Raw genomic sequence first — 22,206 nt, forward strand, 5'->3', positions numbered from 1 at the left:
AATTCATCAATTTCTACGATCTTCTCTCAAATTGCTACGCATTTCACTTAACTTTTCTTTCATCATAGCCTCGAAATCTGATTTTGAAACTTCCTTTCCTTTTGAGGGTCTTTCAATTGCCATCTTATCTTCAGAATTGATAATTAATTTAGTACAGAATATAGTGGTTCTATCTGTGTTTAATTCTAATATTAAGCCAGGTAAGCCCCAATAATCACCGGGCCCTTGATTCACTGGAACTTGTAATGTATACCACACGACTATTTCTATTTCTTTAGTTTGTTCCGCTTCGGATTTATCACGCGATGGTCTTCCAAAACCAAAAGCTCTAGCAGGAACACTTTTCGTAGTTGTCGCTTTAAAACACATATAATCACCAATCTGTTTGGTTTCCCCAAGCATTTTCCAGTTGTAGTTTGGCAGACTGTCCTTGATTAAAAATTTTTTACCTAATAACACCTGCTCCTGTAACAACAATTCTTCTTTAATATTTTTATAATGAGGTCCACTGGTCATTTCCAACATCATCCTAAACCGTCCACCTCTCCAGGTATTAGGTTTTTCTTCTTCTGCATATATGGATTCTGTTTGATTAAAGGTTAATACAAAAGATTTTTCAAAGTTCGATCGCATTCTCTCCGCCATTTCTCTCTTTCTCGCCTCACTCATATTATCTCTACCAAAATTCTCCATATCGAAAGATGTTTTTGAATCATAATATGCCTGACCTTGAATCTCCTTCTGAGCAAAACATAATACAGTACAAAGGAGTAATAAATATTTTATGTTTTGTTTTAAAATTTTAATAAGCATAAGTTTTGTAATTTAATAGTTTTTATTTTTTACGACCTTTACAATACTCCTTGATTTTAGACTGTAATTATATTAAAAAGTTTAACCTAAAATATATTTATACGATTACATCCTAGCATTATTTTTTTTTAATCTTAATTAGGACACTAATTGTATTTATAGTTTTGCTACATAACTAAAGGTTTTTTGTAATTTGCGATAACCATGAAACATTTTTTATATATCGTTACATTTATACTGTTTTCAACTAATACGCAAGATAAGCTTAAAATCACACTAGTTAAACAAATCGATTTAGAAGCTAATACCTTAGTAAGTGTTGATGCTTTTAATACTATTTTCTACATATCCGAAAATGTCTTATTTAAAAGAAAAAATGATTCTAAAGGTATCGATATCGGTTACAACAATTTTCAATTAGGCGACATAAGTTCTGTAAACACGTTTAACTCTTTAAAAATAAATGTTTTTTATCGCGATTTTAATACAGCCATTATTCTTGACAATCGGCTCGCCGAAATGTTTAAAATCGATTTCAACACCATCACGCCGTATAAGAATGTCTCACATATTACAACTGGATTTGATAATACCATCTGGGTTTTTAATCAAAATAACCAACAATTAGAACTTTTCGATTATAAAACTAAAACTACAAGAGCACAAACCCTCCCCATTAAAAGCAAGGTTTTAGACTTAAAAAGCAACTACAACAATTGCATATTACTTACCGAAGATTATATTTATGTTTATAATTATTTTGGAAGCCTAATCAAGAAACTAAACAATACCGGTTTTACTGAATTTTATGAAAATCAAGGAAACTTAGTCTTAAAAAAAGAAGACTCGTTATTTTTCTATGATAATTCTACAGATGAAATATCAAAAATAGAAGTACCGAATTTATCTATAGATCAGTTTTTTGTAACCAACGAAACCTTGTATATTTACGATAAAGAAACCATATACGAATACCAAATCAAAACAAACTAACACTATGCATATTGCCATTGCGGGAAATATTGGTGCTGGAAAAACTACACTTACAAAACTATTGTCCAAGCATTATCAGTGGGAAGCTCAACTGGAAGACGTTGTTGATAATCCATATCTTGATGATTTTTATAACCAAATGGAACGCTGGAGTTTCAACCTTCAGGTATATTTTTTAAATAGTCGATTTCGTCAAGTTTTACAGATACATCAAAGTGGTAAAGATATCATTCAGGACAGAACCATTTACGAAGACGCTCATATTTTTGCACCCAATCTACATGCTATGGGGCTTATGACCAATCGTGATTTTGAAAACTACCGTGCCTTATTTGAGTTAATGGAATCACTAGTTAAAGGCCCTGATGTTCTTATTTACCTAAGAAGCTCGATACCTAATCTGGTATCTCAAATTCATAAACGTGGGCGAGAATACGAAAACTCTATAAGTATTGATTACTTAAGTCGCCTAAATGAACGTTACGAAGCATGGATTCATGATTACAACAAAGGCAAATTATTAATTATTGATGTAGACAAACTAGATTTTGTAGATAACCCTGAAGATCTGGGAAGTATAATAAACACGATTGATGCTGAAATTAACGGCTTGTTTTAAACTTATATCATTATGGAATCAACTAACGCAGAATCAACCAAATTAAAACGACCTAAGCACAAGGGGTCTCCACAATTATTTGACAATCCATTATTAGAAAAGCTTACCCATACTCATATTTCTTTTCCTCTTATAATTTTCTCCGTAATTGCAGCTGCTTTAATATACTACGGGATTATAGAAAAGGGATTTAAAACCCCCGAAATGATACTTTTATTCTTTGCCGGGTTTATATTTTTTACTTTTATTGAATATATCGCGCATCGGTATTTATATCATATCCCAGCAACAACCGAACGCCGAAAAAAGATAGCTTATACCATGCATGGTGTTCATCATGACTACCCTAAAGATAAATCAAGATTAGCCATGCCTCCATTATTAAGCTTGATAATCGCTACGGTATTTTTTATTATTTACCGTGTTATTTTAGGTGATTATGCCTTCGGTTTTTTGGCAGGGTTTTTAATGGGCTATGCGACCTATTTAGCTGTACACTATTCCATTCATGCTTTTAGAGTTCCCAAAAATATACTGAAACATTTATGGTATCACCACAGTATTCATCATTATAGAGAGACCGACAGAGCTTTTGGAGTTTCATCACCTTTGTGGGATGTTATTTTTAGAACCATGCCAAGAAAATATTTGAAAGAAGAAAACAGTAAAATTCAAGATGTATAAAAAAAGGTCGCCAAATGGCGACCTTTTTTTATGTTTAAATCATAAACCCTATTCTGTGCGTTTTATTACTTTCTCAATTTGAATATGATTTTCTGAATCCGCTTTAGCTTGTAAACTTTCAATACGAGCTTCCACATCTGCTTTTAGTCCTTCAATTGTTTCGTAACTTGTTTCACTTGCTCCATTTTGCTCGGTTACTGTTTTAATAACGGCTTTTACTGTGCCGTCTGCATTTTCAGTCATTTCTACATTTACATTTTGAAGAACTTCAATCAACTCAGGTGTACTCCCCTCAACATAAGCCATTACAGAGTCTGAAGAGTTTGCAATACTTGGTGCGATAACTAAAGCAACCACCGACATTAACTTTAAAAGTATATTTAAAGATGGTCCAGAGGTATCTTTAAACGGATCACCAACCGTATCACCTACTACAGCGGCTTTATGTGCATCGGAACCTTTTCGTCCTTGCTCTTCAATGGTTTTCTTAGCATTATCCCAGGCCCCACCGGCATTCGATTGAAAAATAGCCATAAGCACACCACAGGTAGTAACACCCGCTAATAATCCACCTAACATTTCAGGTGTACCAATAAATCCTACTGCAACTGGCACAGCAATTGCTAATAACCCTGGAAATACCATTTCCTTGATAGACGCTTTAGTTGAGATATCCACACATTTATCATATTCAGCATAACCATCGGCAGCATCAAATATCTTTCTATCAGCTTCACTTGCCTTCGTCATATCAGAATCATACTTGCGCATCACTTCTAAGGCTGCTTTTAACTGAGGAATATCTCGGAATTGTCTACGAACCTCCTCAATCATAGCCATGGCTGCCCGCCCAACAGCATTCATAGATAAAGCTGAAAAAACAAATGGTAACATACCTCCTACCAATAATCCAGCCATAATATCTGGTTTGGACACATCAATAGCCGTTACATTAGCCGTTTTCATAAAAGCAGCAAACAAGGCCAATGCAGTAAGCGCAGCCGAAGCAATAGCAAACCCTTTTCCTATTGCAGCCGTCGTATTACCTACCGCATCTAATTTATCTGTACGCTCACGTACTTCACTAGGTAATTCTGCCATTTCAGCAATACCTCCCGCATTATCGGAAATTGGTCCATAAGCATCAACCGCCAACTGAATTCCTGTATTAGCTAACATTCCAACCGCTGCAATAGCAATACCGTATAAGCCAGCAAAATGATGTGATACTAATATCGCGGCTGCAATTAAGATAATGGGAATAGCTGTAGACATCATCCCGATACCTAAACCTGCAATAATATTGGTAGCTGATCCTGTTTCAGATTGTTTTACTATAGAATTAACCGGTGGTTTTCCTGTTCCCGTATAATACTCTGTTACTTTCCCTACTGCCAAACCAGCAACCAAACCGGCAATTACCGCTATAAATACACCCAATGGACCGCTAGGCAAACCTTCGGTACTAGATGGTATCAATTCATAAATAATAAAGTAAGAAGCAACAACCATAAGCCCTGCAGAACCAAACTCACCTATATTTAAAGCTGTTTGAGGATTACCACCATCTTTTACCTTTACAAAAAAGGTTCCTATAATAGACATCACGATTCCAATAGCAGCCAGTACCAGTGGCAAATATACGGCACCTAAACCATTTGCTATTCCCGGAGTTATAACAAAGGCACCAAGAACCATGGTCCCTATAATTGACCCCACATAGGACTCAAATAAATCGGCTCCCATACCTGCAACATCTCCAACATTATCACCTACGTTATCGGCTATAGTAGCCGGATTTAAAGGGTGATCCTCTGGAATACCAGCTTCAACCTTTCCAACCAAATCGGCACCCACATCGGCCGCTTTGGTATAAATTCCACCTCCAACACGAGCAAATAAAGCTATAGAAGAAGCTCCTAAAGAAAATCCAGAAAGCACATTTAGTACTTCACTTATTCCCCAGCCCATTTCACTGTAAATCATAAAGAGACTACTTAGGCCAAGAACACCTAAACCAACAACTCCTAACCCCATAACAGCTCCTCCGGCAAAAGCCACTTCTAAGGCCTTTCCTAAAGATGTTCTTGCTGCACTGGTAGTCCTTACATTGGCTTTGGTGGCTACCTTCATACCAATAAATCCTGCCAATGCCGAACAAATAGCTCCAACAATAAACGAAATAGCCACAACCCCATTAGAACCTGCTTCACTTGCCCCTTTGAAATATAACAGAATAGCGACGGCAATAACGAAGATTGATAAAATTTTATATTCAGCTTTTAAGAAAGACATGGCTCCATCGGCAATATTTTTGGCAATTTTTATCATTTTCTCATTGCCTTGATCTTGTTTAGACACCCATGCACTTTTCACAAATACAAACGCTAATCCGAGCACCCCGAAAAGCGGTAACATTTTCAATATTAATTCCATATTAAATTAGTTGGTTAAAATTATTTTTTTTATTCTGCTAAAAATAGGAAAATATAAGTGATAAAAAAAACCATCCTAAAATTAGAATGGTTTAAAATTTTGAAGATATTTTTAAGAATACATCAACCTATATTGTAAACGTGCGTTTCTTTTTATGATCGCTTTCTTCGTAGCGTTTCACACATTGGTGATAAATCTCGATAGCTTCTTGGGCATTACCCCATCCACCAACATCAACTTTCTTTTTCTCTAAGTCTTTATAAACTTGGAAAAAGTGTTCAATTTCTTTTAAACGGTGTGGATTTAAGTCACTTATATCCTTATTGTTGCTCCAAATTGGATCTGATACTGGTACACAGATTATTTTCTCATCTGGTCCCTTTTCATCAGCCATATGGAATACACCTATTGGCCTTACTTCCATTACTACCATTGGATAAGTTGGTTGATGACCTAACACTAATACATCCAGTGGATCTTGATCTAAAGCCAAAGTTTCAGGAATAAAACCATAATCACCCGGATACATCATTGATGAAAACAACATACGATCAAAACGTATTTTATGTAATGTAAAATCGTATTCGTATTTATTTCTACTACCCTTTGGTATTTCTATTAAAACATCAAATGTTACTGGTTGTTCCTTGCTCATTATAATTTTTATTTAAGACCGCAAATGTACTGAAGAGTAAGAGATTTAACAACAAATGCTACCTATTTATATTTTAATTTTATACTATATCGTTTAAGAAAAAATCAATCAAGCATAAGCATCTTTCTATTTCTAAATTATTATCTTGTAATTGAATACGTGACTAATTCAATTTTTATGAGACTTTTTATCATTCTATTATGGACATGTTTCATATGTCCTTTAATGACTGCCCAAAACCAACCTTGGCAAGGTAAATTTGAACCGTTAGACAACCTAATACAACCAGCAAACACCTATCGAACGGCAAGTGGTGCTCCAGGTAAAGCCTATTGGCAACAACAAGCTAATTATAAAATTAAGGCAACCCTTGACGAAAAGAACAATATACTTTCAGGGGAAGAAACCATTACATACATTAACAACTCTCCGGATATTTTAAATTATGTATGGATTCAATTAGAACAAAATGTAAATAAAAAAGAAAATGAGAGTTTTGGTGATTTCAATAATAGTTTAATAGATTCTATAACCACACGCCAGATGCAGTTATTAACTCGTGCAAAGGATTTCCCCGCAGGTTATACTATTAAACATGTTAAAGATAATTCTGACAACCATTTGAAGCACATCATCAATAATACCATGATGAAAGTAACATTAAACACACCATTAAACCCTGGTGAATCAACAAATATTTCAATTTCTTGGTCTTACCCAATTACCGATAGAAGTATGTTTCTTTTATCAAGAGAAGGCTACGAATATTTCCCCGAAGATGATAATACTGTATACCTAATTGCCCATTGGTTTCCTAGAATGGCCGTTTATAATGACACTGAAGGTTGGCAAAACAAACAATTTCAACGTTTAGGTGAATTCGCTTTGGAATTTGGAAATTATGAAGTTGAAATTTCGGTACCTGAAGACCATATTATTGCGTCGACTGGAAGTTTACAAAACCATAATCAGGTTCTATCTAAAACACAGATAAAACGTTTCGAAGAAGCCAAATCATCCTACAATAAACCCATTCAAATTATTACAAAAGAAGAAGCTGAGGCTAACGAAAAGACAAAAGCAACCAAACTAAAAACCTGGAAATTTTCCGCCACCAACGTACGAGATTTTGCTTTTGCTTCTTCTAGAAAATTTATGTGGGATGCTCAGGCTGTAAACTTACCAACTAATACGGTTATGGCCATGTCTTATTACCCTAAGGAAGGATTACCTGTTTGGCAGGAAGAATCAACAAAAGCTGTTATTCAAGCTCTAGAAGTGTATTCTGAAGCTACTTTCGATTACCCTTATCCCGTAGCCATTTCTGTTAACACATCAAATGTAGGCATGGAATTTCCGATGATTAGCTTTAATGGTGGTCGACCTAAAAATGGGAAAATAAGTGATTTTCAAAAACAAAATATGATTCGGGTAATAATTCATGAAGTAGGACACAATTGGTTTCCTATGATCGTGAGTTCTGACGAACGCAAATGGATGTGGATGGATGAAGGATTAAACACCTTTTTAGACCAGCGGACTGTTGCCGAAAGATACCCGAATTTCGATTATGTTACTCCTAAAAACATTGTTCCTTTTATGGATGGTGATAAAAATATTTTACGTCCAATAATGACAACTTCAGACAGTGAATTATTCAGTCAATTTGGTAATAATTTCTACAACAAACCTACGGTTGGACTGCAAATGCTACGGAATTCTATTATAGGAAAAGAACTTTTTGACGAGGCTTTTAAAGAATATGCGAACCGATGGAAATTCAAACATCCAAATCCGAGTGATTTATTCAGAACGCTGTCTGACGCCACAGCTGCCGATATCGATTGGTTTGTAAGAGGATGGTTTTTTACAACCGACCATGTAGACATGGAATTAAGCAATGTAAGATGGTTTAAAGTAGATGAAGAAAACACCAATATTGAAGACAAGCTACTAAAATATCAAACTAAAATTAACACGAAAACAAAGGGTTCACAAGCTAATGCCAAAGATTTCTCGAATGGCCCAGAAATTATAACCATGACCGATACACCCGATAGTCATTACGGAGGATTCCTGTCTCGTATCAACGAAAAAGACATGAGAAAGAGCCTCTCTGGAAAAAATCTTTACGAATTAACCATTAAAAATCTTGGCGGTCTTGTTATGCCTGTCACCATAGAATGGAATTTTACAGATGGCACCTCTGAAATTGAAACCTTACCTGCTCAAATATGGAGATTCGATGAATACCAAGTCACAAAAACCTTTATAAAAAACAAAGAAGTTTCAAGTATTAACTTAGACCCTAATTTTGAATTTGCAGATGTTAATATGACTAATAACTCCTTCCCAAAAACAGAAATTCCATCGGAGTTTGAACAGTTTAAAAAGAAAAACTAAGAATTTTATCGAGAGACGAATTGATATTCTTTGTAACTCTGCTGAGAATAAAACGAAAAAATACTATAAAAAGCTTTACAAAAAAAATTAAAGACTATGAAGATCAATAATTTAAATTAAGCACCAAACAAGTTTAATTTTTAAAATATTTCTAAAAGTAAAAACCAAAAGTACCGGTAACACCAAACTTTCGGGCATCGGGATGATCTATATCGTTAATATAGTTTCCTCTAAAATTGAAATCGATTCTGAATACTTTAAAAATATTACCTATACCCACGCTGTATTCATAATAAATCTCATTGCTAGGCGCATTTAAAGGTATACTATTAGGATTATTAGTTGTATTTAACGCTATATTCTCATCAGACAAATCACCCCAAACCCCTCGAATACTAAAAATTTCCCGCCAATTAAGTTTACGTAATAACGGAATTCTTGAAAACAAGCGACCATTAAAATTATGTTCCAGATGTACCGAGGTATAAGTATCTGTTACAAATTCGTAATAATCTAGTAAAGTAAAAGTGTTATATATTGAAAAATATGTCTGATTTCCTGGCACCACACTTAACAGCCCAAGTGGTATTTCACCAAAAGTTTTACCGGCTTCCACAACACTTGTTAAACGTCCAAAGCCACCTACTTGCCAGGGTTGTATATATGAAAACTGGACTTTTGTATAATCAAAATCACTATTAAAAACATCTTTTTCACCGTGGCTTACCTGAGCAAATAACCGTGCAAAATCATCATTGGCTTCATAGCGTTCCACTCCAAAACCGGTCATCTTACGTTTTGGAAAATAAGATACTGAAAACACAGATTCAAACTGCTTAACTTCAGAAGCAACACCATTTGGTGTATTATAATCAAGGCTGAATGTTGGCGATGCCGACTCTAAGGTTCTGTAATTGGCGCTAGCTCGAAAAACAACATTTCTCCAAGGTTCTATTTCAAGTGCTAAACTGGTTAAATTTATGTTGGTTAATTTATCGTTCGGACCGGTAGTTATTAATCCCGATGAAGCAAAGCTACGCCCTAAAACATCAGTACTCGCCGTTAAACTTACTCCTATTTGCTCCACATCCCGACGATTCCCTCCTGAAACAATAACCCGATTCTTTTTATCTAATAACCATTTTCCAGAAATACCATACTTAAATTTATCATCTCGAAGTCCATAAGCTAAAAACCCTTCTATTCTCCAGAGATCATTACGCCCAAAATAGGTTCTACCACCAGTTCGAAGACGTAAACCTTCAACCTCATTAAACCCAAAACTAGAAAACACGGGTCCATAATCCAGAGGTAATGAATTAAATTCAATATATCCAGAAGCGAGTATACTACCTAAGTTATACAGCCTTTTAAACTTATTAACGGTCTTTAAGGTATCGAGCATTTTATAAACACCTTTTTCATCCTTATTAAGAGATTCTAATCGGTTGGCTTCCCAAAATGCTTCATCTTTATCATAGATATCCTCATCGTACAAATAAACACCTTGTTCGTAAAATTTTTTATCTTTTATAATATTGAATTTATAGTTATCGTATAGCGTCGTCCGTTTTCCATAAAGTCCACGAGACTTTTCCTTTTTATTAATCGCGAAATCCGACATCATATAATCACGCTTTACAAGAAATACCGAATCGCTCACCACTTCGAATTCCTGCTCAATATAAATTTCTTTCACCCAGTTTATATTGGCACTTTTTGAAGCTTGTAATTTAATTTCTTTTATAGCATATGTGGTATCAGCTACCCAAAAATCACCTTTAAAAGTGAGCTCATTTTTTCTTCTCGGATAATAAATAATATTATAACACCATTTATTATCAAGATAAGCACTGTCTTTTAAAACATAATTATAGGTATTGATACCGGTTCTTGATAACGGACTCACAAAACTCTTATCAAAAAACTTTAAATAATTATCGTATACATTGAAATCAGAATACAGGTCATCGACAAAATCAATTATAAACTGATTATCACTAAAACCCGAATTCTTATTTCCATTTAAGACTTCCTTCTCTTTATTGAAATTGTTATCTCCATAGACAGCATAAACGGCTTCGTTTATAAATATGGGTAAATAGGTTTTTCCGGTTACATCCGAGGTATCAACTTCATCGAACACAAACTCCATACCCTTAAAAAGTCGACTATTAATTAGAGCACTATCAATAGTATTAATATCAAATTCGACTTTTTCATATTTTTGAAATTCATACTGATTATAGAGGTTGAGACCATTTTTACGTTTACGTTCCCATATTTTTCTTAAGATATCGATAGCTGGGTTATTTTTTTTAGATTGTTTTCCAGACACGATAAATACCTGATCTAATTGTGAGGCTTCTTCGTTTAACACAAATTTTAAATCATAATTCACTTTTTTAGTAAGTGGTACCACTAAGGTTTCATAGCCTATAAAAGAAATGGTTAATCCGTCCCAAGTTTCATTAGATTCTAAATAAAATCGACCGTCTTCATTGGTAATAGTCCCTTTTGTTGAGCCTTTAAAAATAACATTCGCAAAAGAAATAGGTTCGTTAAATTCGTCGTAAACATAGCCACTGACCTTGGTTTGGGAAAAGGCACAGATGGTAGTTAGTAGAAAAAATATGGTTAGTAGTCTTAAGTTCATAATACAAAAAACTTCATCAACAAGCTTGTTGATGAAGTTTAGCTAACGTAAAAACGTTATATTTTATTTATACAATACCTTATTTACAGCCTTAACAACCTCGTTGCTATTTGGCAGCCATTCTTCTAATAAAACAGGAGAATAAGGGGCTGGTGTATCTGCTGTATTTATTTTTATAATTGGAGCATCTAAATAATCGAATGCTTCATTTTGTACAATATAAGTAATTTCTGTTGAAACGTTTCCAAATGGCCAAGCTTCTTCAACAATAACCAAACGGTTTGTCTTTTTAACGGACTCTAAAATTGCTTGCTTATCTAAGGGGCGAACTGTACGTAAATCGATAATTTCACAAGACACACCTTCTTTCGCTAGTTCGTCTGCTGCCTTATAAACTTCTTTAATAATTTTACCAAACGATACAATAGTTACATCGCTACCTTCACGTTTCACATCGGCAACACCTAATGGTAAAATGTACTCACCTTCTGGCACCTCACCTTTATCACCATACATTTGCTCACTCTCCATAAAAATAACCGGATCATCATCACGAATAGCTGCTTTTAATAATCCTTTAGCATCGTATGGGTTTGATGGCACTACCACTTTTAATCCTGGTGTATTGGCAAACCAGCTTTCAAACGCTTGCGAGTGTGTTGCACCTAATTGACCTGCCGAAGCTGTTGGCCCTCGAAATACAATCGGACACTTAAACTGTCCACCAGACATTTGTCTGATTTTAGCTGCGTTGTTTATAATTTGATCAATACCAACAAGAGAAAAGTTAAAAGTCATGTATTCAACGATTGGACGATTACCTGTCATTGTAGATCCAACTGCAATTCCTGCAAAACCAAGCTCTGCAATTGGGGTATCAATAACACGTTTTGGACCGAACTCATCTAACATTCCTTTTGATGCCTTGTATGCACCATTGTACTCAGCGACCTCTTCACCCATCAAATAAATGCTCTCATCTCTGCGCATCTCTTCGCTCATAGCTTCACAGATAGCTTCTCTAAATTGAATTGTCTTCATTAAATCTATTTTAAATCGAACACAAAAATAACAATAAATAGCTAGTATTAAATAGTAAATATTTAAAATTTATTATGCGTGCATAATATTTATATTGAATAAAATAATTAACTTCGTAACCTCATTAAAAACTAAGCTCTTAATTTAATTATATTATGAAAATATTAGTGTGTATTAGTCACGTTCCCGACACCACTTCAAAGATTAACTTTACTGAAGACAACACTCTATTTGACACTAATGGTGTACAATTTATAATCAATCCGAATGACGAATTTGGATTAACACGTGCTATGTGGTTTAAAGAAAAACAAGGCGCACATGTAACCGTTGTAAATGTGGGTCAAGTTGATACAGAACCTACTTTGCGCAAGGCCTTGGCTATTGGTGCCGATGAGGCGATTCGAGTAAACTTTAAACCTGCCGATGGTTTTTCGGTAGCTAAGCAACTTGCTAACGTAGTAAAAACAGGGGGGTACGATTTAGTCATTGCAGGTCGTGAATCTATTGACTATAATGGCGGTATGGTTCCTGGCATGATTGCGGGACTAACCAACATCAATTTCGTAAACACCTGTATTGGCATCGAGGTAGAAGGAAACCATGCTACAGTAATAAGAGAAATTGATGGTGGAAAAGAAACTGTTAGAACTTCTCTTCCTTTGGTTATTGGTGTACAAAAAGGTATTGTTGAAGAAAGTGATTTACGCATTCCAAACATGCGTGGTATTATGATGGCTCGTAAAAAACCTTTAACCGTTTTAGAGCCTGTTGAAAGTAATTCAGAAACGACCTCTGTAATATTTGAGAAACCAGCACCTAAAGGCGCTATTAAAATGGTTGATACAGATAACTTAGATGAATTAGTAAACTTACTTCATAACGAAGCTAAGGTTATTTAAGCTTTTCTCAATCAAACAACAAAACCAAACTATTAATATCCAATCCCTAATTTATCAGGGACACAACTAAAAACATAAAACACATGTCAGTTTTAGTATATACAGAATCAGAACAAGGTAAATTAAAAAAAGTTGCTTTTGAAGTGGCCTCCTACGCTAAAGCCGTAGCCAATCTATTAGGTACTACTGTTACCGCTATTACTATAAATACAGAAGACACTTCAGAATTAGGCGCCTATGGTGTTGATAAAATTCTAAACGTAACCAACGAGCAATTAAATACATTTTGTGCTACATCTTATGCCGAAGCTATTAAACAAGCAGCGCAAAAAGAAGCGTCGAAAGTGGTTGTTTTAAGCTCGAGTGCTAACAGTAAATATTTAGCACCACTTGTAGCAGTTAGTTTAAATGCGGGATACGTTTCCAATGTTATTGAAGCACCTTCAAACACGGCTCCATTTACTGTAAAGCGTACTGCTTTCACAAATAAAGCTTTTGAACAAACCGCTATCAATACCGAGGTAAAAATATTAGGAGTCTCTAATAACGCTTTTGGGCTTGTTGAACATAATGGTGCAGCAGCAGTAGAATCCTTTTCTCCTGAAATTTCAGAATCAGGTGTAAAAGTTGAATCTGTTGATAAAGCAAGTAATAAAGTAAGCATAGCCGATGCCGATATTGTAGTATCTGGTGGTCGTGGTTTAAAAGGTCCTGAAAACTGGGGAATGATTGAAGAATTAGCAGATGTTTTAGGTGCTGCAACCGCCTGTTCTAAGCCTGTATCAGATTTAGGATGGAGACCACATGGTGAGCACGTAGGACAAACCGGAAAACCTGTAGCTGCGAACTTATACATCGCCATAGGTATTTCAGGAGCTATTCAACACCTTGCTGGAATAAACGCTTCAAAAGTAAAAGTTGTTATTAATACAGATTCTGAAGCACCATTCTTTAAAGCTGCCGATTATGGCGTTGTTGGGGATGCTTTCGAAGTTGTACCTCAACTTATAGAAAAATTAAAAGCTTTTAAGGCACAACAATAAATTATTTTTTTTTAAATTGTATAGTTCTAAAGAACTGTTTAAATTGGCATTGTATTCTTAAATCTGCCCTTGGCAGTTGGTAAAGTCCTAATTTAAACAGTTCTTTGCGCTTTTTATTATATATGAGTTTAGTAAGATTAAACATAAAAGGAATTTCGTATAGCCAAACTCAAAATGGAGCCTATGCGTTAATATTGAATGAAGTAGACGGCGATAGAAAACTCCCTATTGTTATTGGAGCGTTCGAAGCTCAGTCTATTGCCATAGCTTTAGAAAAAGAAATTCGTCCACCCAGACCATTAACCCACGATTTATTTAAAAATTTCGCCGATCGCTTTGATATTGTGGTTAAACAAGTTATTATTCATAAGTTGGTCGATGGCGTATTTTATTCTAGTTTAATTTGTGAACGCGATAAAATTGAAGAAATTATTGATGCCCGAACCAGCGATGCTATTGCTTTAGCTCTTCGCTTTAACGCGCCTATTTTCACTTACAAAAATATTCTTGATAAGGCAGGCATTTACTTAAAGGTAAATCCTAAAAAAGAAGATGAATCTGAAGAAAGCCAAGACAGCATATTAGTAGACGATTTAATAGCTGATGAAGTTGAAGCGAGTATGCCAAAAGAAGATTATAAAGGAAAAACACTTACCGAATTAAAAAAACTTCTCGATGAAGCCGTAAATAATGAAGATTACGAAAAAGCAGCGAGGATTAGGGATGAAATTTCAAAACGGCAATAACCATTAACACCCTTACGCATTATGAAGCAGGTATTTTTGTCTCTCTTTCTAATAATTACCATCTCAACAACTTTATTAGCTCAGGACAAAATTACAACTTCAGACAGCATTCAATCGGAAATTATCACCGACAGCATTAGCACCGACCTTAAGATAACGGACATTATTTCTAGGCCAGACACAAGCGCTAAAACTACCCAACAAGCTGCTAATACTATTACTACTCCTATTATTTCAAGTCAAGGCTTTTCGATTCACAGTATTTGGCGCGGTGTTTTGGGGATGATTACGCTTGTATTTATTGCCTTTCTTTTTAGCAGTAACCGTAAAGCGATTAACTGGCGAATTGTTGGCATTGGCTTATCCTTTCAACTCCTAATTGCAATAGGTGTTTTAAAAGTAGACCTCATAAAGTCTGTATTTGAATTTGTTGGAGGACTCTTTGTAAGTATACTGGATTTTACGCGTGCCGGTAGCCAGTTTTTATTTGAAGGACTAGTTGGTGATATGGACAAATTTGGATACATTTTTGCTTTTCAGGTTTTACCAACCATCATATTTTTCTCAGCATTAACCTCAGTTTTATTCTATTTAGGTATTATACAAAAAGTCGTTAAGGCTATGGCTTGGCTACTCTCTAAAACCTTAAAAATTTCAGGTGCAGAAAGCCTAAGTGTCGCGGGAAATATTTTTTTAGGACAAACAGAAGCCCCACTCCTCATCAAGGCTTACCTTGAAAAAATGAACAAATCGGAAATGTTGCTGGTTATGATTGGAGGCATGGCTACTGTAGCCGGGGCTGTTCTTGCGGCCTATATTGGATTTCTAGGTGGCGATGATGAAATATTACGCCTGTTTTATGCCAAGCACCTTTTAGCCGCTTCAGTTATGGCAGCACCTGGTGCTATTGTTATTTCTAAAATATTATATCCACAAACTGAAACTATTAATACCGATGTAACCGTTTCCCAAGACCAAATTGGGTCTAACTTTCTTGATGCCATTGCTAATGGGACTACCGAAGGTCTTAAACTAGCCGTTAATGTAGGTGCTATGCTGTTAGTTTTTGTTGCCTTTATTGCCATGTTTAATGGAATTCTTGCTTGGGTTGGAGATATTTCCACTATCAACAACTGGATTATTAGCAACACGCCTTACGAAAGTTTATCTATCGAATTTATTCTCGGTTACGCCTTTGCACCGCTTATGTGGCTTATAGGTATTGCTAAGGAAGATGTGATGCTGATGGGACAACTCCTGGGAATTAAATTAGCTGCCAGTGAATTTATTGGTTATATTCAATTACGAGATTTAAAAAATGTAGCTAGTACTATTCATTTAAATTATGAAAAGTCTATTATTATGGCTACTTATATGCTTTGTGGCTTTGCCAACTTCGCTTCAATAGGCATACAAATTGGAGGTATAGGTTCGTTAGCACCTGGACAGCGAAAAACACTTTCTAAATTTGGCATGACGGCTTTAATTGGAGGTACTATTGCTTCATTAATATCGGCTACCATCGCTGGAATGATTATAGGTTAGTATACACAGATTAAGTTGAGCATATATAAATTTTTATAGTTAATAACTTTTTAATATTAACCTTTTAGAAATCAAGTTAGACTTCGGCATTTTATTTATTTTCGTCAACGCAATCATTTTTCTTGATTTGCTACTCTATAACTATAATTATGAAACAATATCACGACCTTGTAAAACATGTTTTAGAACATGGTAATGAAAAAGCAGATCGTACCGGCACAGGAACAAAAAGTGTTTTCGGTTATCAAATGCGTTTTGATTTAAGTGAGGGGTTCCCTATGGTTACCACCAAAAAATTACACTTAAAATCTATTATTCATGAATTACTTTGGTTCTTAAAAGGCGATACTAATATTAAATACCTTACCGATAACGGGGTACGCATATGGAATGAGTGGGCTGATGAAAATGGCGATCTAGGCCCTGTATATGGACACCAATGGCGGAACTGGAACAGTGATGAAATAGACCAGATTAAAGAAGTTATTGACACTTTAAAAAATAATCCAGATAGCCGACGCATGTTAGTTTCGGCTTGGAATCCATCGGTTTTACCAGACACCTCTAAATCATTTAGCGACAATGTTGCAAACGGTAAAGCCGCATTACCTCCTTGTCATGCCTTTTTTCAATTTTACGTAGCAAATGGAAAATTATCCTGTCAACTTTATCAACGTAGTGCCGATATCTTTTTAGGTGTCCCATTCAACATTGCATCATACGCATTATTCACCATGATGGTAGCTCAGGTTTGCGGTTACCAAGCAGGAGAGTTTATCCATACCTTTGGTGATGCTCATATCTACAGTAATCATTATGAGCAACTAAAGCTACAGTTGTCTCGTGATATTCGACCTTTACCAAAAATGACTCTAAACCCTGAAGTAAAAGATATTTTCAATTTCACATTCGATGATTTCACTTTAACCGATTACAACCCACATCCTCATATAAAAGGACAGGTCGCTGTATAAAATAAAAAAAGGGCTTTTATAAATAAAAGCCCTTTTTTTATTTTATACCTTATTTTTTTAACTAAACAGATACAACACTGTTATCTGCTCCTGCGAAATCATTCCATTGGTATGAATCGGCAGCATCATCATTTACATAAGTGCCATCCACTAAATATTTAAATTCATAAGCACTATCTTTATCTAAATCTACCGTGCCTTTAAATAGACCACTTTTTAATTTTTTTAAAGGTGTAGCTTTTTCATTCCATTCGTTAAAACTTCCTACAAGAGAAACTTTTTTAGCATCCTCAGCTAGGATCGAAAAAGTTACTTTACATACTGGTTTAGTTTTTAGGTATTGTTTTGCAATTGCCATAATAAATGAGTTTTGTGTGTTGTTTGTTGAAACAAATTTAAAAAAGAATTTCATTACATATATGATTAATATAGTTTTGACCGTAAGAATTATCAATTTATTAATATCGACTTAACTTATTTTCTACTTAGCAATAATTTTAAGCCTAATATTTTTATATCTACAACATATTACATGTCATCAAACCTGATTTTCAATACTTTCAATACAACTTTAGCTCATTCCACCTCTCATTTGAGGACAACAAATTAAATTTAAGGATTGTCTTAAAAATCTTTAACTTTACCGAACACATTTTGGTATTATGTTTAATAAAAAAAAATCTACCCCACAGATAGATAAAGAACAATTAGAGTTATTAGAAAACGCTCAAAAACGCATCAAACAAAAAAAACGTTTATATGCGCACTTTATCATATTCCTAATCGGTTCAGTTATATTAATAATAGCCAATACAGTTTTAGGTATCGGCAAAGAATTTACACCTTTCGGAAAAGAATGGTTTTTATTTGCAATTTTAATTTGGTTTTTCATTCTACTTTATCACACCTTTAATGTTTTTATAACTAATAAATTCATGGGTAAAGAATGGGAGAAAAAACAATTGGATAAATTAATGGTATTACAACAACAGAGAATAAAAAAAATGCGTGAAGATCTACGAAAAGAAGAAATCGATATTGTGAAAAACAAACCTACTAAACAAACAATTACCTTAATAGCCGCTACAGCAGAAAACAACGCTATTGGAAAAGATAACAAGTTAATTTGGCACTTAAGCGACGACTTAAAACATTTTAAAAACTTAACTAACGGACACCATATTATTATGGGGAGAAAAACATTTGAAAGTTTTCCAAAGCCCCTGCCTAACCGCACCCATATAGTAATCACCAGACAGGAAAATTATAAAGTTCCTGATGGAGTTATAGTTGTAAATAACCTAGAAGATGCTATTGATGCTGCTAAATCCGACCTACAACCTTATATTATTGGCGGAGGAGAAATATACAAACAAGCATTAGATATAGCTGATAAAATTGAATTAACTCGTGTGCATGACACTTTTGAAGCGGATACTTTCTTCCCTGAAATAGACCCACAGATTTGGAAAGAAACCTCGCATCGTAAGTTTAGTAAAGATGAAAAAAATGACCATGACTATTCCTTTATAACTTATGAACGTAAATAGTTAAGATTCTTCATTTTTAAAGGCATCTTTACCATTTCTTTTTGAAAAAGGCATGGCTATTTTCCATAATTTTGTCGCATGGTAAAAGAATTGCAACTACGTATATCACTTAAGGAAGAAGAAATTAGTGATATTTTAATTATAAAATCATCACAAGCACTTGGTATCGATAAGGAGGATATCACGGGCGTTAAGGCACTTCGCAAATCAATTGATGCGCGCAAGCCAAAAATCATCTTCAATTATAAGGTAGCTGTTTATATACGTGAAGCACTTCCCAAATCATCAGAGTATCAATTCGATTACAAAGATGTTTCTAAAGCAAAACCAGTTCATATCGTTGGTTTTGGACCTGCCGGCATGTATGCTGCTTTGCGATGCATCGAGCTTGGTTTTAAACCTATTGTTTTAGAACGCGGAAAAAATGTTCAGGACAGACGTCGCGATTTACGAGCTATTAATCAGCAGCATTTTGTAAACGAAGATTCAAACTATTGCTTTGGCGAAGGCGGTGCCGGCACTTACAGTGATGGTAAATTATACACACGAAGTCTAAAGCGTGGAGATGTTCGTAAAATATTTGAAAATTTAGTTTTTCATGGAGCAACCGAGCAAATTTTAGTAGATGCACATCCGCATATTGGAACGAACAAATTACCTAAAGTTGTTCAAAATATTAGAGAAACTATTTTAAAATTTGGAGGCGAAATTCATTTTGAAACGCGTGTAACCGATTTTATTATAAAAAACAATAGCATCCAGGCCATTCAATTAAACAATAGTGAAGAAATGCCTGCAAATCGCGTTGTTCTAGCTACCGGACATTCGGCGCGAGACATCTTTTACTTACTTCATAAAAAAGAGATTGCTTTAGAAGCGAAATCCTTTGCTATGGGAGTTCGTGTAGAACATCCACAACATATTATCGACTCCATTCAATACCATTGTAAAGGGGATCGACATGAATTATTACCAGCTGCTTCCTACAGTTTGGTACAACAAATCAACGATCGTGGCGTATATTCATTTTGTATGTGTCCCGGCGGATTTATTGTTCCGGCTGCAACGGCTAACGGTGAAGTTGTGGTAAACGGTATGTCTCCTTCAAAACGAAATAATTTATATGCGAATTCTGGTATTGTTGTAGAAATTAATGCTGATAAAGACTTATCCAAATACGAAAAATTCGGAGCGCTAAAAGGGCTCGAATATCAGAAAAATTTAGAACGCATGGCTTTTACTGCCGGAGGCAGATCTCAGGTAGCTCCCGCCCAACGGTTAACCGATTTTGTTGAAGGCCGACTATCGACCCATTTAAATCCTACCTCCTACCAACCTGGATTAAACGCTTCACCTTTACATTCATTGCTACCAAGATTAATTGGCAGCCGATTAAGAAAAGGGTTTGATGCCTTTGGAAAAAAAATGCACGGTTACTACACTTCCGAAGCTAATATAGTAGGCGTTGAATCGAGAACTTCTTCACCTGTTTGTATTCCTCGAAATGAACAATTGGAACACCCTCAAATTAAAGGTTTATTCCCATGTGGTGAAGGTGGTGGTTATGCCGGTGGTATCGTTTCTGCTGCTATGGATGGCGAACGCTGTGCTGAAGCAGCTATTGTAGGATTATAATAAAAGTTTAATTAGCTACTGTTTATTTCAATTCTTAATTTAATTCCTATTTTTGCAGCACTAAAAACTAAAAATTTATGAAGGCTTATATATTTCCCGGTCAAGGAGCTCAGTTTACAGGTATGGGTTTAGACTTATATGAAAACTCTCAATTAGCTCAAGAATTATTTGAAAAAGCAAACCAGATATTAGGATTCAACATCACAGATATCATGTTTGAAGGTTCTGCCGAAGCACTTAAAGAAACTAAGGTAACACAGCCAGCCATCTTTTTGCATTCTGTTATTTTAGCCAAAACTTTGGGAGACAGTTTTAAACCTGATATGGTTGCAGGACACTCCTTGGGTGAATTTTCAGCTTTAGTAGCTAATGGAACTCTAAATTTTGAGGACGGACTTAAACTAGTATCTCAGCGTGCTCTTGCCATGCAAAAAGCATGTGAATTACAACCTAGTACAATGGCTGCCGTTTTAGGACTGGAAGACGAAGTGGTTGAAAATGTATGTGCTGCTACCGAAGGCGTGGTGGTTGCTGCAAATTACAACTGTCCTGGACAATTAGTAATCTCTGGTGAAGTTGAAGCTATTAATAAAGCCTGCGAAACCTTAAAAGAAGCTGGTGCCCGCCGTGCACTTGTATTACCTGTTGGAGGAGCTTTCCACTCACCACTAATGGAACCGGCACGCGAAGAATTGGCTGCGGCTATAGAAAATACTACATTTAGCAAGCCTAACTGCCCAATATACCAAAATGTAACAGCCAATGCCGTGATTGATGGAGCTGCCATTAAAACTAATTTAATTTCTCAATTAACAGCTCCTGTACGTTGGACACAATCTGTTCAACAAATGGTTGCCGATGGAGCTACGCTATTTACCGAAGTAGGTCCTGGGAAAGTATTACAAGGCTTGGTTAAGAAAATCAACAGAGAATCTGAAACCGTATCAGCCAGTTTATAATGAAATTATCAAAGCGTAATATTTACATATTTCTGGTAATTATTATTACCATTGCTGTAGACCAAATATCTAAGATTCTTGTTAGACAAGATATTGAACCAAGAACAGCATCAAGTGCAGGGGAACGTATTTCATTAATAGGAGATATGTTTATCATGATGAACGTTGAAAATACCGGTGCTTTTTTAGGAATGGGTAGTGACTTAAACCCAATGCTTCGACTGATAGTATTACTCATATTACCTATCGTAGTTTTAGGCATGGTACTTTTTCATATTCTAAAAGAGCAAAATATTGATAAATGGTCTTTATTTGCGTTCGCTAGTATTATTGGTGGTGGTATTGCCAATGTTTATGACCGTATTGTTTATGGTTCGGTAACCGACTTTTTCTATATCGATCTAGGCGGTGTTTTTAGAACGGGCATCTTTAATATGGCCGATGTATCGGTAACTACCGGCATGATAATATTACTCTTTGTTAGCTTAGGAAAGAAGAAAAAAACAACATAGTATACGCTATTTTATAAATAAAAAAGAGCCGCTAATATTA

General features: G+C 35.2%; 19 protein-coding genes. 13 read left to right on the forward strand and 6 right to left on the reverse strand.

All coding sequences use genetic code 11. From position 1 onward, the window contains the following. Window positions 1-6: 6 nt before the first annotated feature. On the reverse strand, window positions 7-813 hold the full coding sequence (locus tag H611_RS0107085; protein WP_027137699.1) for a GLPGLI family protein: 807 nt from the start codon (window positions 811-813) through the stop codon (window positions 7-9). Window positions 814-1,017: 204 nt separating this feature from the next. On the opposite strand from H611_RS0107085, the gene H611_RS0107090 reads away from it, so the two are divergent. From H611_RS0107090 to H611_RS14110, 3 genes are read left to right on the forward strand one after another with little or no spacing between them, the layout of a single operon-like run. Next, entirely contained in the window at window positions 1,018-1,806 is a 789-nt protein-coding gene (locus H611_RS0107090; protein WP_027137700.1) for a hypothetical protein, read from the forward strand. 4 nt (window positions 1,807-1,810) lie between these two features. Beyond that, the gene (locus H611_RS0107095; RefSeq protein ID WP_027137701.1) at window positions 1,811-2,425 is read left to right on the forward strand and encodes a deoxynucleoside kinase; all 615 of its coding nucleotides are present in this window, start codon (window positions 1,811-1,813) and stop codon (window positions 2,423-2,425) included. A 12-nt stretch (window positions 2,426-2,437) separates the two neighbouring features. Beyond that, the gene (locus H611_RS14110) at window positions 2,438-3,109 is read left to right on the forward strand and encodes a sterol desaturase family protein (protein ID WP_051238756.1); all 672 of its coding nucleotides are present in this window, start codon (window positions 2,438-2,440) and stop codon (window positions 3,107-3,109) included. Between the two features lie 48 nt (window positions 3,110-3,157). On the opposite strand, the gene H611_RS0107105 is transcribed toward H611_RS14110, so the two are convergent. Continuing rightward, window positions 3,158-5,545: a sodium-translocating pyrophosphatase gene (locus tag H611_RS0107105; RefSeq protein WP_027137702.1), complete on the reverse strand. Its 2,388-nt coding sequence runs from the start codon at window positions 5,543-5,545 to the stop codon at window positions 3,158-3,160. 127 nt (window positions 5,546-5,672) lie between these two features. Further along, window positions 5,673-6,200: an inorganic diphosphatase gene (locus H611_RS0107110; protein ID WP_027137703.1), complete on the reverse strand. Its 528-nt coding sequence runs from the start codon at window positions 6,198-6,200 to the stop codon at window positions 5,673-5,675. 225 nt (window positions 6,201-6,425) lie between these two features. On the opposite strand from H611_RS0107110, the gene H611_RS0107115 reads away from it, so the two are divergent. Next, window positions 6,426-8,603: a M1 family metallopeptidase gene (locus H611_RS0107115; RefSeq protein WP_245574778.1), complete on the forward strand. Its 2,178-nt coding sequence runs from the start codon at window positions 6,426-6,428 to the stop codon at window positions 8,601-8,603. A 151-nt stretch (window positions 8,604-8,754) separates the two neighbouring features. On the opposite strand, the gene H611_RS0107120 is transcribed toward H611_RS0107115, so the two are convergent. Both H611_RS0107120 and H611_RS0107125 read right to left on the reverse strand, forming a co-directional pair. Next, on the reverse strand, window positions 8,755-11,259 hold the full coding sequence (locus H611_RS0107120; RefSeq protein WP_027137705.1) for a DUF5686 and carboxypeptidase-like regulatory domain-containing protein: 2,505 nt from the start codon (window positions 11,257-11,259) through the stop codon (window positions 8,755-8,757). A gap of 63 nt (window positions 11,260-11,322) precedes the next feature. Next, window positions 11,323-12,300 carry a pyruvate dehydrogenase complex E1 component subunit beta gene (locus H611_RS0107125; protein WP_027137706.1) on the reverse strand — a complete coding sequence of 326 codons (978 nt, stop codon included), beginning with the start codon at window positions 12,298-12,300 and terminating at the stop codon, window positions 11,323-11,325. 155 nt (window positions 12,301-12,455) lie between these two features. Here H611_RS0107125 and H611_RS0107130 point away from each other — a divergent pair, with 155 nt between their 5' ends. From H611_RS0107130 to H611_RS0107155, 5 genes are all read left to right on the forward strand, one after another. Beyond that, window positions 12,456-13,202 (forward strand): electron transfer flavoprotein subunit beta/FixA family protein, encoded by a 747-nt coding sequence (locus H611_RS0107130; protein WP_027137707.1) that lies wholly within the window; start codon window positions 12,456-12,458, stop codon window positions 13,200-13,202. Between the two features lie 83 nt (window positions 13,203-13,285). After that, window positions 13,286-14,245 (forward strand): electron transfer flavoprotein subunit alpha/FixB family protein, encoded by a 960-nt coding sequence (locus H611_RS0107135; RefSeq protein WP_027137708.1) that lies wholly within the window; start codon window positions 13,286-13,288, stop codon window positions 14,243-14,245. Window positions 14,246-14,367: 122 nt separating this feature from the next. Further along, window positions 14,368-14,991 carry a bifunctional nuclease family protein gene (locus tag H611_RS0107145; protein ID WP_027137709.1) on the forward strand — a complete coding sequence of 208 codons (624 nt, stop codon included), beginning with the start codon at window positions 14,368-14,370 and terminating at the stop codon, window positions 14,989-14,991. Window positions 14,992-15,012: 21 nt separating this feature from the next. Further along, window positions 15,013-16,536, forward strand: a complete 1,524-nt coding sequence (locus tag H611_RS0107150) for a NupC/NupG family nucleoside CNT transporter (RefSeq protein ID WP_027137710.1) — start codon at window positions 15,013-15,015, stop codon at window positions 16,534-16,536. Between the two features lie 149 nt (window positions 16,537-16,685). Further along, window positions 16,686-17,510 carry a thymidylate synthase gene (locus tag H611_RS0107155; protein ID WP_027137711.1) on the forward strand — a complete coding sequence of 275 codons (825 nt, stop codon included), beginning with the start codon at window positions 16,686-16,688 and terminating at the stop codon, window positions 17,508-17,510. A gap of 61 nt (window positions 17,511-17,571) precedes the next feature. On the opposite strand, the gene H611_RS0107160 is transcribed toward H611_RS0107155, so the two are convergent. Continuing rightward, entirely contained in the window at window positions 17,572-17,868 is a 297-nt protein-coding gene (locus tag H611_RS0107160) for an isoamylase early set domain-containing protein (RefSeq protein WP_027137712.1), read from the reverse strand. A gap of 304 nt (window positions 17,869-18,172) precedes the next feature. Between H611_RS0107160 and H611_RS0107165 the strand changes: the two genes are divergently transcribed. The 4 genes from H611_RS0107165 (at window position 18,173) to lspA (ending at window position 22,166) form a co-directional block, all read left to right on the forward strand. After that, entirely contained in the window at window positions 18,173-19,060 is an 888-nt protein-coding gene (locus H611_RS0107165) for a dihydrofolate reductase (protein WP_027137713.1), read from the forward strand. Between the two features lie 78 nt (window positions 19,061-19,138). Next, window positions 19,139-20,695: an NAD(P)/FAD-dependent oxidoreductase gene (locus H611_RS0107170; RefSeq protein WP_027137714.1), complete on the forward strand. Its 1,557-nt coding sequence runs from the start codon at window positions 19,139-19,141 to the stop codon at window positions 20,693-20,695. A gap of 77 nt (window positions 20,696-20,772) precedes the next feature. Beyond that, complete coding sequence (gene fabD / locus H611_RS0107175) at window positions 20,773-21,654, forward strand: ACP S-malonyltransferase (RefSeq protein WP_027137715.1); 882 nt, start codon at window positions 20,773-20,775, stop codon at window positions 21,652-21,654. Continuing rightward, on the forward strand, window positions 21,654-22,166 hold the full coding sequence (gene lspA, locus H611_RS0107180; protein WP_027137716.1) for a signal peptidase II: 513 nt from the start codon (window positions 21,654-21,656) through the stop codon (window positions 22,164-22,166). Before fabD ends, lspA begins: the two co-directional genes overlap by 1 nt. The last annotated feature ends 40 nt before the right edge of the window (window positions 22,167-22,206 follow it).

Source organism: Gaetbulibacter saemankumensis DSM 17032 (assembly GCF_000425645.1).
GTDB lineage: Bacteria > Bacteroidota > Bacteroidia > Flavobacteriales > Flavobacteriaceae > Gaetbulibacter > Gaetbulibacter saemankumensis.

Coding starts and splice junctions, on each gene's coding strand:
- H611_RS0107085 (WP_027137699.1), bottom strand. CDS start 813: ATGCTTATTAAAATTTTAAAACAAAACATAAAATATTTATTACTCCTT.
- H611_RS0107090 (WP_027137700.1), top strand. CDS start 1,018: ATGAAACATTTTTTATATATCGTTACATTTATACTGTTTTCAACTAAT.
- H611_RS0107095 (WP_027137701.1), top strand. CDS start 1,811: ATGCATATTGCCATTGCGGGAAATATTGGTGCTGGAAAAACTACACTT.
- H611_RS14110 (WP_051238756.1), top strand. CDS start 2,438: ATGGAATCAACTAACGCAGAATCAACCAAATTAAAACGACCTAAGCAC.
- H611_RS0107105 (WP_027137702.1), bottom strand. CDS start 5,545: ATGGAATTAATATTGAAAATGTTACCGCTTTTCGGGGTGCTCGGATTA.
- H611_RS0107110 (WP_027137703.1), bottom strand. CDS start 6,200: ATGAGCAAGGAACAACCAGTAACATTTGATGTTTTAATAGAAATACCA.
- H611_RS0107115 (WP_245574778.1), top strand. CDS start 6,426: ATGACTGCCCAAAACCAACCTTGGCAAGGTAAATTTGAACCGTTAGAC.
- H611_RS0107120 (WP_027137705.1), bottom strand. CDS start 11,259: ATGAACTTAAGACTACTAACCATATTTTTTCTACTAACTACCATCTGT.
- H611_RS0107125 (WP_027137706.1), bottom strand. CDS start 12,300: ATGAAGACAATTCAATTTAGAGAAGCTATCTGTGAAGCTATGAGCGAA.
- H611_RS0107130 (WP_027137707.1), top strand. CDS start 12,456: ATGAAAATATTAGTGTGTATTAGTCACGTTCCCGACACCACTTCAAAG.
- H611_RS0107135 (WP_027137708.1), top strand. CDS start 13,286: ATGTCAGTTTTAGTATATACAGAATCAGAACAAGGTAAATTAAAAAAA.
- H611_RS0107145 (WP_027137709.1), top strand. CDS start 14,368: ATGAGTTTAGTAAGATTAAACATAAAAGGAATTTCGTATAGCCAAACT.
- H611_RS0107150 (WP_027137710.1), top strand. CDS start 15,013: ATGAAGCAGGTATTTTTGTCTCTCTTTCTAATAATTACCATCTCAACA.
- H611_RS0107155 (WP_027137711.1), top strand. CDS start 16,686: ATGAAACAATATCACGACCTTGTAAAACATGTTTTAGAACATGGTAAT.
- H611_RS0107160 (WP_027137712.1), bottom strand. CDS start 17,868: ATGGCAATTGCAAAACAATACCTAAAAACTAAACCAGTATGTAAAGTA.
- H611_RS0107165 (WP_027137713.1), top strand. CDS start 18,173: ATGTTTAATAAAAAAAAATCTACCCCACAGATAGATAAAGAACAATTA.
- H611_RS0107170 (WP_027137714.1), top strand. CDS start 19,139: ATGGTAAAAGAATTGCAACTACGTATATCACTTAAGGAAGAAGAAATT.
- fabD (WP_027137715.1), top strand. CDS start 20,773: ATGAAGGCTTATATATTTCCCGGTCAAGGAGCTCAGTTTACAGGTATG.
- lspA (WP_027137716.1), top strand. CDS start 21,654: ATGAAATTATCAAAGCGTAATATTTACATATTTCTGGTAATTATTATT.